Source organism: Kitasatospora sp. NPDC058115, assembly GCF_042884635.1.
In the GTDB taxonomy this organism is placed as follows: Bacteria; Actinomycetota; Actinomycetes; order Streptomycetales; family Streptomycetaceae; genus Kitasatospora.
Genome location: NZ_JBHVTL010000016.1, coordinates 81,771 through 94,142, shown reverse-complemented (window position 1 = coordinate 94,142; position 12,372 = coordinate 81,771). Strand labels below are relative to the sequence as shown.

The 12,372-nt window shown below is 74.3% G+C and carries 10 protein-coding genes; all 10 read right to left on the bottom strand.

The features are described 5' to 3' along the window. Positions 1-18: 18 nt before the first annotated feature. Positions 19-888, bottom strand: a complete 870-nt coding sequence (locus ACFVVL_RS18695) for an SDR family NAD(P)-dependent oxidoreductase (protein ID WP_387676486.1) — start codon at positions 886-888, stop codon at positions 19-21. After that, positions 885-2,180 (bottom strand): MFS transporter, encoded by a 1,296-nt coding sequence (locus tag ACFVVL_RS18690; protein WP_380287501.1) that lies wholly within the window; start codon positions 2,178-2,180, stop codon positions 885-887. Before ACFVVL_RS18690 ends, ACFVVL_RS18695 begins: the two co-directional genes overlap by 4 nt. Continuing rightward, positions 2,177-3,427 (bottom strand): phenylacetate--CoA ligase family protein, encoded by a 1,251-nt coding sequence (locus ACFVVL_RS18685; protein ID WP_387676482.1) that lies wholly within the window; start codon positions 3,425-3,427, stop codon positions 2,177-2,179. Before ACFVVL_RS18685 ends, ACFVVL_RS18690 begins: the two co-directional genes overlap by 4 nt. Then, the gene (locus ACFVVL_RS18680; RefSeq protein WP_387676479.1) at positions 3,424-4,455 is read right to left on the bottom strand and encodes a RimK family alpha-L-glutamate ligase; all 1,032 of its coding nucleotides are present in this window, start codon (positions 4,453-4,455) and stop codon (positions 3,424-3,426) included. Before ACFVVL_RS18680 ends, ACFVVL_RS18685 begins: the two co-directional genes overlap by 4 nt. After that, positions 4,452-5,888, bottom strand: a complete 1,437-nt coding sequence (locus ACFVVL_RS18675) for a KamA family radical SAM protein (RefSeq protein ID WP_380287504.1) — start codon at positions 5,886-5,888, stop codon at positions 4,452-4,454. Before ACFVVL_RS18675 ends, ACFVVL_RS18680 begins: the two co-directional genes overlap by 4 nt. A 7-nt stretch (positions 5,889-5,895) precedes the next feature. Then, positions 5,896-7,632 (bottom strand): class I adenylate-forming enzyme family protein, encoded by a 1,737-nt coding sequence (locus ACFVVL_RS18670; protein WP_387676476.1) that lies wholly within the window; start codon positions 7,630-7,632, stop codon positions 5,896-5,898. 98 nt (positions 7,633-7,730) lie between these two features. Then, complete coding sequence (locus tag ACFVVL_RS18665) at positions 7,731-9,134, bottom strand: flavin monoamine oxidase family protein (RefSeq protein ID WP_380287506.1); 1,404 nt, start codon at positions 9,132-9,134, stop codon at positions 7,731-7,733. Further along, positions 9,131-9,373, bottom strand: coding sequence for an acyl carrier protein (locus tag ACFVVL_RS18660; protein WP_380287507.1), 243 nt, complete (start codon positions 9,371-9,373; stop codon positions 9,131-9,133). The genes ACFVVL_RS18665 and ACFVVL_RS18660 overlap by 4 nt, the downstream gene beginning before the upstream one ends. A gap of 123 nt (positions 9,374-9,496) precedes the next feature. Continuing rightward, entirely contained in the window at positions 9,497-11,035 is a 1,539-nt protein-coding gene (locus tag ACFVVL_RS18655) for an amino acid adenylation domain-containing protein (RefSeq protein ID WP_387676472.1), read from the bottom strand. A 522-nt stretch (positions 11,036-11,557) separates the two neighbouring features. Beyond that, the gene (locus ACFVVL_RS18650; protein ID WP_387676469.1) at positions 11,558-12,274 is read right to left on the bottom strand and encodes a chitinase; all 717 of its coding nucleotides are present in this window, start codon (positions 12,272-12,274) and stop codon (positions 11,558-11,560) included. Positions 12,275-12,372: the final 98 nt, after the last annotated feature.

Sequence of the window (12,372 nt, the reverse complement as noted above, 5' to 3'; positions counted from 1 at the left end):
GTGGCTCCTGACGATCGATCAGTCCGGTCGGCCGGAGCGGCCGATCCAGGTGCGGGCGAGGGTCTGGACGGCCGAGCCGTCCGGGTCGGCGAGCTTCTGCTCCAGGTAGCGGGCGGCCCAGGCGTTGGTGGGGACGCGGAAGGCGGGCCGCTCGGCGCGCAGCGTGCGCACCACCACCTCGGCCACCTCGCGGGCCGGCTGGCCGGCGGCCTCCCAGCCCTGCCCGCCGACCCAGGCCAGGTAGTCGGCGAAGGTCGGCGCGTACGGGCCGGAGGCGGCCTCGATGGTGCGGCGGTCGATGTCGGGGAAGACCCCGAAGGCGGTGTCGGGCACGAAGCCGGGCACCACGACGGAGACCCGTACGCCGTGCGCGGCGGCCACCGGGGCCAGGCTCTCCATGAAGCCCTCGACCGCGAACTTGGCGGCGCAGTAGGCCTCGTTGAACGGCTGGCCGACCACGCCGTGCACGCTGCCGACGGTCAGCAGCCGGCCGCCGGCGGCGCGCAGCAGCGGCAGCGCGGCCCGGCTGACGGCGATCACGCCGAAGAAGTTCACCTCCAGGTTCGCCCGCAGCGCGGCGTCGGTGGACATCTCCAGGGTGGGATCGGAGTTGGAGACGCCGGCGTTGTTGACCACCGCGTCCAGCCGCCCGTACGCCTCGGCCACGCCGTCGACGCAGGCGGTGACGGACGCGGCGTCGGTGACGTCCAGCCGCCGGACGTCCAGGGTGACGCCGGCCTGCTCGGCGGCCTTGCGCAGGGCGTCGGCACGGGCCGGGTCGCGCAGGGTGGCGACGGTGGTGAACCCGGCGCGGGCGGCGGCCACGGCGGTGGCCAGGCCGATGCCGGAGGAGCAGCCGGTGACCAGCAGGACGTCGTCCGCCGTCATGACGCGCTCTCCGACAGCTCCGGCGCGGCGTCGGCGGGCTCCGGCCGCTGTTCGCGGGCGGCGGCGTCCAGCCGGGCCTGGATGCCGAGCGCCGGCAGGAAGGAGCAGGCGGCCAGCAGGGTGCCGCCGGCCATCACCCAGCGCGCCGCGTCCCGGATGCCCAGCGGCTCGGTGAGCGCCGACACGGCCAGGCCGCCGACCAGCGCGGCGAGCGGGATCACGCCCCAGGTGACGGTGCGGAACGCCGCGTGCATCACGCCCTGGTGCTCGGCGGACATCCGCGACTGGCGGGTGGGCGCGCTGCACACGTTGATGCAGGACATGAAGAAGCCGTAGCAGCCCATGGTCACCGCGATCACCGGCCCGGCGGGCAGCGCGGGCGCGGCCAGCACGCCCAGTCCGACCAGGCAGTGCAGCAGCAGCGACCAGGCCAGCGTCCGGCCCAGGCCGAGCCGCCCGCTGATCCGCGGGGCGACCACGGCGCCGATCAGCGCGCCGACCGCGCCGACCGACATGGCCGCGCCCAGCACGCCGACCGACACGCCGAGCCCCCGGTAGGCGAGCACCGGCAGCACCGTGACGAAGACCGGCCCGCCGGAGTTGAGCGTGACGGCCGCCAGCACCACCCGGCGCAGCACCGGGTCGGCCCAGTTCATCCGGAAGCCCGCGGTCAGCCGCTCCCACACGGTGCCCTCGACGACCGTGCGCTCGCCCCACCGCGGCATGGAGCGGAAGCAGGCGGCGGACACCAGGTAGCTGGCTGCGTCCACCAGCAGCGCGCCCACCCCGAGCGCGCTGTACAGCCCGGCGGCGATCGACGGCCCGGCCACCTCGGAGACCGAGTTGCTGCCCTCCAGCCGGGAGTAGGCGCGCACCATCCGGTCCTCCGGCACCACGGCGGGCACGGCGATCAGGTAGCCGACGTTGAAGAAGATGGTCGCGCCGCTGATCACCGCGACGCAGCCGAACAGCAGCGCGGTGGAGAGGAAGTCCAGCCAGTACGCGAGCGGGATCACCAGCACGGCGGCCAGCCGCAGCAGGTCGCAGACGAGCATCGTGCGGCGCTTGTCCCAGCGGTCGACCAGCACGCCCGCGACCGGGCCGAGCAGCGGGATGCCGAGGTACTGGGCCATCGCCACCACGCCGACCTGGAGGGCGGAGGCGTGCAGCACGAAGATCATCAGGGTGGGGACGACGAACACGGTGATCCGGTCGCCGACCACGCTGACCGTCTGGCCGGCCCAGAACAGGTTGAAGCCGCGCCCCAGGTCCTCGGGGCGCCGCAGCCTCACGAGGCCTCCCCGGCGGCCGCGCCGGCCTCGCGGACCACGAAGGAGGCGGTCTTGCCGGTGCGCCCGTTGCTGACCAGCGCGTCCGTGACCCGCACCGTGACGTGCTCCGGGTCGTGCTGGAAGGCGGTGCTCAGGGTGAAGGTGCCGGACAGCAGTTCGGCACGCAGCGCCGCCGCGTCCACCGCGGCGCCCGGTCCGGCCAGCAGCAGGACGTCCACGCCGGTGGCCCGTCCGCCGTCCTCGGTGATCACCACCTGGGCCCGGGAGACGCCGGGCTGCCGCTCCGCCCGGGTGACCAGCTCGTCCACGTGCAGGCCCAGGCCGCGCACCTGGACGACGTTGTCGCGCCGCCCCAGCACCCGGAACGAGCGGCCCGCCCGGCCGCACGGGCAGGTGGTCAACTCGCCCGCGTCGCCGGTGCGGTAGCGCAGCACCGGGTTGAGCACCTCCGGGTCGAGGGTGGTGAAGTCCAGCAGCCCGTCCGGGCCGGCGTGCACCAGCTGCGCGGGCAGCGGGTGGAAGGTGTCGGCGGGGCAGTCGGGCGTGTTGGTGCCGACCACCCAGGTCTCGGTGGAGCCGAACATGCCCCAGCGGCGGGCCTGCGGCGCGACCGCCGCGAGGTCCTCCTCCAGCTGCGGCTGCCAGGCCTCGCCGAGCCAGAGCACCTTGCGCAGCGTCGGCAGCTTGATCCCGGCGGCGCGGGCGTGCGCGAACCACAGCCTCAGCACGCTCGGGGTGCCGCCGATCGCGGTGACGCCGCGGCCGGCGAGGAAGGCCAGCCAGTCCGGGTACTCCTCCCGGGTGATCGAGCCCAGCGCGATCACCCGGCAGCCCGCCCGGTCGGCGAGCGCGGCGGCCAGGAAGTGCGCGCCCCACATCCGGCCGGCGCCCCAGGCGTTGGCGAACACGTCGTCACGGTCCAGCGCCTGCCAGTGGGCGTGCACACCGGCCATGTAGAAGCCGGTGGGCGCGTAGCCGACCTTGGGGGCGCCGGTGGAGCCGCCGCTCTGGAACAGCCAGGTGGCGGCGGTGTCCGAGCGCGGCTCCAGATGGGCGAGGGCGGTGTTGAGGTCGTCCTTGAGCAGCGGCGGCAGGGCGGCCAGGTCGTCGAGGGTGCGCACGGCGCCCGGGTGGGCGGCGTAGCGCGGGGCGAGCGCGGGCACCGTCCGCAGCAGCTCCAGCGTCCTGGCGGGGACGTGCAGGCGCGGCCCGGCCGCGTCGGGCGGCAGGGAGAAGGCGTCGGTCATCGGAGGTCCGATCGGGGGGTGGCGGTCAGGGGGCGGTTCGCGAGCCACGTGGCGTGGGCGTTCCGGTAGGCGGCGAACCGGGCCCGGGTGATGTCCCGTTGCAGCGTGCGCCCCGGGTCGTCGAAGTCCGGGGCGATCACGCCGTCCGGCTCCAGCTCGGAGAACCAGTACCGCTCGCCGTCGTACAGGAAGTCCACGCAGAAGAACGGGATCGCCAGCTTCTCGGCGAAGTACGCGGTGGCCTCTGCCAGTTCGGGCGGCACCGGCGGGAACTCCATCGAGCCGCCGCGGCTGGCGTTGGCCACCGGCGAGCCGGGCTCGGGCACCCGCCGCAGCGCCGCGTACGGCTTGCCGTCGATCACGTAGACGCGGTAGTCCACCGTGCCGTCGCCGAGGTAGGGCTGGGCGACGAGCGTGGTGTCGCCGCCCTGGGCGAGGCTGGCCAGGCCCCGGACGTCCTCCGGTCCGCGCGCCAGGTTGATCCCGCCGCCGCCGCACCAGCCGGCCGGCTTGACGATCGCCGGGTAGGTCAGGGCGCCGAGCGCCACCTCGTAGTGGTGCTTGGCGACGTCGCGGCCGGTGCCGATCCGGATCGAGGGGATCGGCGGCACCGGCGAGCCGGCCAGGTGGAGCACGGTGGCCAGCTTGTCGTTGCCGATCAGCGAGACGTGCGGCGGGAACGGCAGGTAGAAGCCGGCCTGCTCCAGCACCGCGTACAGCGCGTACTGGTTGAACACGTCCATCGACTGGTACGGCAGCGAGTAGAGCGCGGTGATGAACAGGGTGTCCTGCGGGGTGACCGGCTCCTCGTCGACGTAGACCCGCGGGTGCGCGGGGTCGGTGGCGTCCACGGTGACCGCGTCCGGCGCGTGCCGGCACCAGGTGAGGCCCAGCTCCTCGGCGACCTCGGCGTAGAGGTCCCAGAAGTAGTGGCGCCAGGTCGCGGTGGTCCGGGTGGACTCGCGGTCGGGGAAGATCCAGCACATCCGGCGCAGCGGGCCGGGGTCGTCTGGCGTGGCGGGGTTCACCGTGCTGCTCCTTCCTGGGGTGCGGGGTGCCCGGCCCGCTCCGCCCACCAGCGGCGGCCGGCTTCGGGGAGGGTGTCCACCGGGTCGTAGTAGGGGTGGAGGCGGTCCAGCGCGTCGCGTCCGGCCGGTCCGGCGCCGGACTCGCGGGCCTCCGGGCCGGTGCGGTAGTTCTTCGACCAGTACGAGATGCCGCGCTCGCGGTCGTAGGCCACCACCTGGTGCACCCAGCGCTTGCCGAGCCGCGGCACGTCGCAGACCAGGCGCGGGGTGGCGTAGCCGGGCAGGTAGCCCATGATCGCCTCCTGGAGGCGCTGCGCCTGGTGGAGGCTGGTGCGCCAGTGCTCGGCGTTGGGGATCATGTCGCAGAGGTAGAAGTAGTACGGCAGGATGTTGGCCTCGCCCTGGAGGGCGAAGCAGAGGTCCAGCAGGTCCTCGGGGGTGTCGTTGACCCGCCGAAGCAGCACGCCCTGGTTGCGCACGTCCCGCACGCCCGCGTCGAGCAGCGCCCGGGCCGCCTCGGCGACCAGCGGGGTCACCGAGCGGACGTGGTTGGCGTGGGTGTGCACGGCGAGGTTGACGGCCCGGCTCGCGGCGAGCGCGGCCACCCGGTGCACCCCCTCCAGCACCCGGGGCTGCAGCCAGTGCTGCGGCAGGCCCACCACGGCCTTGCTGGCGAGCCGGATGTCGCGCACCGACTCCAGTTCCAGCAGCCGGCGCAGGAAGGTCTCCAGCTGCGGCCAGGGCACATTGGCGAGGTCGCCGCCGGAGACCACCACGTCGCGCACGGCCGGGGTGCGCTTGAGGTAGTCGAGCATCTGCTCCTGGCGGTGTTCCGGGCGCAGGGCGAGCCGGGTCTTGGCGACCTGCGGGGTGGAGGTGCCGACCAGGTCCATCCGGGTGCAGTGGCCGCAGTACTGCGGGCAGGTGGCGGTCAGTTCGGCCAGCACCTTGGTGGGGTAGCGGTGGGTGAGGCCCTCGGTCACCCACATCTCGGCCTCGTGCAGCGAGTCGCGCTCGGCCTTGGGGTGGCTGGGCCAGTGCGGGAGCCGGTCGGCGTGCATCGGCAGCAGGTAGCGGCGCAGCGGGTCGGTCAGGAAGGCGGCGGTGTACGCCGCGGGGGTGACCGGGGCGTGCGAGGCCACGGTGTTGAGCAGCTGCGGCGGCACCAGTAGTGGCATCGTCGCGAACTCGGCCTGGTCGGCGTCGAGTTGGGCATAGACCTCGGCGGAGAGCAGGTCGCCCGCGACGGAGCGCAGTTGACGGGTGTTCTTGACGCAGTGGGCGCGCTGCCACTGGGCGTCGCGCCACTGGGCCTCGGTCACGTCGCGCCAGCCGGGCAGCCGGCGCCAGTCCGGTTCCACCAGGGGGGTGCGGACGTACTGGTAGGGCTGCGACGGCGCGGGGTGGGCGGCGGTCGCGCGGTGGTCGGCCATCCGGGGGCTACTGGCCGGTGAAGAGGGTGGCGAAGCGGGTGCGCAGTTCGCGCTTGAGCACCTTGCCGGTGGGCCCGAGCGGGAACTCCTCCGCCGTGCGGGCGATCCGGACGGCGGCGAGCGCGGCCAGGCCCGCCCCGGCGAGCGCCTTGTTGGCGGCCTCCTGCACGTCCGCCTCCGTGGCGTGCGCCGCCTCCTGCTGCAACTGGACGACGGCGATGGGGCGTTGGCCCTCCCCGGCGGCTCCCGGGACGCCGACCACCGAGCAGTCCCGGACCAGGTCGGCGCAGTCGGCCAGCAGCACCTCCTCGATCGGCAGGCTGTAGACGGGGCCGGCCGCGGTGTCGATGACGTCCACGGTCCGGTCCAGGTGGTAGAACCGGCCCTCGGCGTCGCGCCGGGCGACGTCCCCCGTCAGCCAGTACCCGGCCAGTTCGAAGCTGCTGGTCAGCCGCTCGTTGTTCCAGTAGCCCGGGGTGCGCGACGGCGAGTCGATCGCCAGCAGCCCGACCGTGCCGTCCGGCACCTCGTGGCCGTCCTGGTCCAGCACCGCGGCCCGGCGCACCACCTCCAGCGGCTTGCCGACGCAGCGGTCGTCGCGCTCCGACTCCGGCGTGGTGACCTGCCCGAACAGCGCCATGCCCATCTCGGAGGAGCCCAGGCCGTCGACGAACTGCGAACCGGGCAGGGCGGGTTGCTCGGCGCGCTCCTGCGGCAGCAGCCAGGGCCGGATCAGCCCGGCCGGGCGCTCGCCGAGGCGCACCAGACGGCGGATGTGGCCGTAGTGCGCGCTGTCGCCGGTGTTGAACCAGGAGTGCACCCTGGCGGCGGCCCTCACCGGCGCCTCGCCGGTGGCGAGTTCGACGAAGGTGCGGGGGAAGGAGGCGACCATGGTCGGCTGGAAGGCCTCCATGACCGGCTCGACCACCGGCCGGCGCCAGTCGGCCATCACCACGGTCGGCAGGCCGAGCAGGGTGGCGGTGAGGAAGTAGCTCAGGCCGCCCGCGTGGGTGTGCGGCATCAGGGACATCAGCCGGTCGTACGGCTCGGCCGGGAAGCGCACCATGCGCGGCTGCTTGCCGTCCCAGAACTGGCGGTGCCCCAGCATGGTGGACTTCGGCGTGCCGGTGGTCCCGGAGGAGTGGATCAGCGCGACCACGTCGTCCGGCGCGTGCCGGTACGGGTAGCCGGCGGGCAGGGCGCCGGAGGCCTCCGCGTCGAAGGCCTGGACCTCGGCGGCGAGCGCGAGGAAGCGGGGCCGGCGTTGCGGGTCCTGGCGGTAGGCGGCGGCGAGCCGGGTGGTGTCGTCGGCGACCACGCCGACCACGCCGACGTGATGGAGGTAGCGGACCATCACGTCGTGCCGCATGGCGTCGTTGACCAGCGCCGGGACCGCGCCCAGCGCGGTGAGCGCGAGGAAGTGCAGCAGCGGCTCCAGGCCCTCGGCGATCACCACCGCCACCGGCTCGCCGGGGCGCACCCCGTTGGCGTGGTACCAGGCGGCGTAGCGGTCGCGCAGCGCGGCCAGGTCGAGCAGGCTGTGGCCGCGCAGCACGACGGCGCCACGGTGGTCGGTGTGGTGGCTGTAGGCGAACGGGACCGCGCGGTTGGGGTTCACGGCGATCGCGTGGTCGAGGAAGTTGCCGGCCCCCAGGCCGGGCTCGGCCATCAGCCGCTCGCGGGCGGCGAGCGGCGCGACCGGGGTCGGCGCGGTGCTGCTCAGGGGGGAACTCGGGTCGCTCATGGCGTCTCCTGAGGGGGGTGGCCCGCGGTTCTTGTGGAACGGGAGCACGGGCTGAAGGGGGGAACGGTGCCGGGTGGTGCTGCCGCCGGGGCGGCGGATCAGGCCGCGCCGTCGAGGATCTCCGCGACGACCCGGTGGCCGGAGCGGATCGCGCCCTCCAGCAGGCCGAAGAACTCCGTGCTGGTCTCGGTGCCGGCCCAGTGCAGCCGGCCGTGCGGCGCGGTCAGCGCCGGACCGAGCCGCAGCCAGTCGCCGGGCCCGAAGAGCGCCGCGTAACAGCCCTTGCTGTAGGGGTCGCCGACCCAGTCGGTGACGTGGAAGCCGACCGGTTCGGGGAGCATCGGGAAGAGCCGGGCGGCCTGCGCGACCGCGGCCGCGCGCTGCTCACGCGGCCCCAGTGCGCCGTAGCGGTGCGCCTCGGCGCCGGTGACGAAGCCGGTGAGCACCCCGACCGCCGAGCCGGCCGGGGAGTCGTCCACCGTGGAGAGCAGCGGGCCCTCCGCGTTGACCGACCAGCCGGACAGGCCGTGCTCGCGCCAGACCGGCGACGGATAGACGAGGTTGACCTTGACCGCGCAGCCGCGTCCGGTGCGCGCGCCCGCCCGGCGGGCCGGGGGCTCGGGCCCCAGGTCGAGGGCGTCGGCGAGCAGCGGCGGCAGCGCCACCACCGCGACGTCGGCCCGGTACGCCGTGCCCCCTCCGGTGCGCACGGTGACCCCGTCGGCGTCCTGCTCGACGGACCGCACCGCCTCGCCGAGCCGCAGGGTGCCGTGGTGGCGTCCGGTCAGCCGGGCCGCCAGCCGCTCGCAGAGCAGGTGCGCGCCGCCCGCGATCCGGTCCTGCTGGGCGCCGCCCTCGAAGGCGTTGAGGTAGCGCAGGCCGCCGCCCGACCGCAGGTAGAAGGCCATGTGCAGGACCGAGACGTCGGCCGGGTCGGCGGCCATCATCTCGCCCAGGAAGAGCGGGAAGAACAGCCGGGCGTGCGGGTGGGTGAGGTACTGCTCCGCCCACTCGGCGGCGGTGACGGTGTCCAGCCGCGCGGCGTCCGGGGTGAGCCAGGGCGCCTCCGGCCGGATGGCGGCGGTCAGTTCGGCGAGGTGGTCGAAGAGGTCGCCGAGCGCCACCGCGTTGAGCGGCGGGAACCGGCCGTCCCGGGTGGCGTGTTCGCACGGCTCGCCGGTGCCGCCGTCCGCGCCCTCCGCGCCGTCCTCCTCGATCCCGAGGGCGAAGCGGCTCGCGCCGAGCATGGTGGTGGGAGTGGTGCGGAGGTCCAGCTCCTTGATGAGGTCCAGGAGCGCGGTGTGCCGGGCGCCGAGGTAGGCGGCTCCCGCGTCGACCCAGGCGCCGGGGGCGACCTCGATCCCGTGGGTCCGTCCGCCGACCCGTTCGCGCGCCTCCAGCACGGTGACGTCCACCCCGCGGGCGGCCAGCCCCTCGGCGGCGGTCAGCCCCGCCGCTCCGGCGCCGACGACGACGGCGGAGCGCACTCTGCGGCCTCTCATCCGGCGTTCGCGATCAGCTCGACGAGGCCCGCCGGGGTGGGCGCGAGCACGAAGTCCTCGAAGGACAGCTCGACGCCGTACGTCCGGGCGAGGGCGCTCAGCACGCGGGTGGCGACGAGGGAGTCGCCGCCCAGGAGGAAGAAGTCCGAGTCCGCGGCGACGTCGTCCGTCTCCAGGACGCGACGGAAGATCGCCGTCACGCCCTCGGTGTCGGCGGGGGTGGTGTCTGTGCTGCTCAACGTGGCTCCTAGGACCGTCGGGGGTGCGGCGTCGCCGGGGCGGCGCCGGGTGAGGGGGCCGTTCGTCCGCGCGGGCCCGGGCGCGCGGGCGCCACGGGGGAGCGGGCTACGGGTGGATCGGGGCTACGGGTGGGCCGGGGCCGGTGCGGCCTGGGCGGGCGCGGGCGCGGGGGCGGTGGCCGGTGCGCCGTGGCGGCGGTGCGTGGCGGCCCGGTCGACCTTGCCGCTGGCGGTGAGCACCAGCCCGGGCACGACGGTGATCCGGCCGGGCACGAGGTGGCCGGGCACCCGGTCGCGCAGGTACGCGCGGACCTCGGCGGCCAGCGTTCCCGTCGCGACCCCGGCGCGCGGGACCACGTACGCGACCAGGACGGAGCGGCCGGCCTCGGTCACCCCCGTCACCGCCACGGCCTGCACCCCGGGGTGGGCGCCGAGGTGCGCCTCCACCTCGGCCGGGTCGACCCGGATCCCGCGGATCTTGAACTCGCCGTCCATCCGGCCCTGGTGGGTCAGCACGCCGTCCGGTGCGCGGCTCACCCGGTCACCGGTGCGGAACCAGCGCACGCCCAGGCCGTCCTCGCCGAAGCGGGCCGCGGTGGCCTCCGGCAGGCCGAGGTAGCCGAGCGCCACGGCCGGCCCGCCGATCAGCAACTCGCCCCGGTCGTCGATCCGTTCGCGCACATGCGGCAGCGCCCGGCCGATCGGCACCCGGTCGCCGGCCGCCCAGGGCGTCGCCCGGTCGGCGGCCAGCGGCCCGTGCAGGTCCACGGCATGGGTGATCAGGGTGGTCTCGGTGGACCCGTAGGTGTTGAGCAGCCGGATCCGGCCGGTGTCGAGGGCGGCCCAGTCGGCGAGCCGCGCCGGGTTGGCGGCCTCGCCGCCGATCACCGTCAGCCGGACGCAGCCGGGCAGTGCGGTGCCCTCCTCGGCGAGGTGGAGGACCAGTTCGTGCCAGAAGGCGGTGGGCAGGTCGAGCACGGTGATCCGCTCGCGCTCGACCATCCGCAGGAAGCGCGGGAACGACCCGCAGTGGGCCTCGCGGTCCAGGACGAGCGCGGCGCCGCCGGTCAGCGCCGGGAGGATCTCCTCGAAGCAGGTGTCCCAGTTCAGCGAGGCGAACTGGAGCACCCGGTCCTCGGCGGTGAGGCCGAACAGGGTGCGCAGCGAGTCCACGGCGGCGGAGATCGCCCCGCGCGGCGTGACGACGGGTTTCGGCTGCCCGGTCGAACCCGACGTGAAGAGCAGATAGGCGGGACGCTGCGCGTCGTCCTCGGGTGCCGCGGCTAATCGCGGTGACCCGGTGCCCTGCGGGCCGGGCCGGTGGTCCAGGCCGAGGGTCGTCCGGCAGCCGGCCGCCGCGAGCATGTCCCGCTGCCGTTGCGGCGGGAACGCCGGGTCGACCGGGCAGTACGCGCCGCCGGCCGCCAGGACGCCGAGCAGCCCGACGACGGTGTCCGGCGTGTGCACCGCCGACACCGCCACCACGCCCGGACCGGTGCCGAGACGATCGGCCAAATCCATGGCCGATCGGTGCAGTTGGCGATAACTGATGTGCTGTCCGTGGTGGACGATCGCCGGTCGTCCGGGATATCGGCGCACGGTTTCCGTGAACGCGTCAATCAGATCGGAAGTGGCCCCGTTGATGTTGCGGTTATTTGTCATGCCCGCCCCAAAGAATGCCGTGCGAGCACGTGTTCGGTGCTCGGCGGACCGGGACTCTACCCGCCGGGACTGCGCAGCCACAATGGTTGTTGAGGATGTCGCTTCAAGGACGTGTGGTTGACATGTGAACGGGACTGGCTCTATCTGGGCGGGCTCCTGGGGTCCGAGTGACTGCGGACGGTGGCACTGCGATCACGCGCCGCACCGGCCCGGCGGTGCCGATTTCCGCGCAGATCGCACACCATCCAACTGCTGGGCTGTTTCCCGCCGTTCGGGAATCCGCCGGCCCGCCCGCCGCGGTTCCGCGGCCCGGGGCCGCGGCCGTCCGGGTGTTCCCGCTGCTCGCGGGCCCGGCGGGCAAGGGCTGTCATTCGCCCGGGAATTGACGCCGGGCCCGCCGCCGGAGCCACGATCGGACGCCGACGGATCGTCCGTCCGTCAACGGAATACGGCCTCCCCCGGCCCGGCCCCGCGCTCCCCGTCGGAGCCGGGCGGGGCCGGCCCCGACGGGGGGTCTCCCTGTCAGCAGGACAGGTTGCCGCCGCCGACGTCGGTGCCCAGGGCGGCGGTGAACTTCCGGTACAGGCTGATCCGGTCGTCGCGCTGGGCGGGGTTCCTGCCGTCGCACTCCAGGGCGCCGTTGATGGTGCGGATGGTCTCGCCGAAGCCCCTGTTGTTGACGATGGCGTCGTGGGAGGTCATCCGGCCGGCGCCGGTCTGGGTGTTCCAGAACCACAGGGCGGTCTTCCAGGACACCGCCGGGTCGTTCTGCACCAGGTTGGGGTTGTGCAGCAGGTCGAGGTGCAGGGCGTCGCCCGCGGCCTTGTAGTTGAAGTTCCAGCTCAGCTGCAGCGGGCCGCGCCCGTAGTACGCGGCCTGTCCGGCCGGGCATCCGTACGGCTGCGAACTGTCGCAGTAGTGCGGGTAGTTCGCGGTGTTCTGCTCGACGACGTACTTCAGCCCGGCGGTCTCGTGGCTGACGTTGGCGAGGAGGGCCGCCGCCTCGCGCTTGCGGGTGGCGGTGTCGCCGCTGGTCGCGAACTTCGGGTAGGCGCCCAGCGCGTCGACCAGGCCGCGGTAGGTGTAGAAGGCGTTCCTGGCCGGGAACAGCTGGTTGAACTGGGACTCGCTGACCACGAAGGAGCCGGCGGCGGACGCCGGCGCCGTCTGTCCGGCCAGGGAGAGGGTGCTCAGCACGGCGACCGAGGCCGTCGTCGACAGGGCACGCAGAAGCTTCATCGTTCCTCGCAGGGGAATCCGGGAACCGGTTCGGTGATGCGGTGCTTCGGGAGCGAAGCGCCGGAATCATCGTGGTGCCCGATTCCCGGAATCCGTGC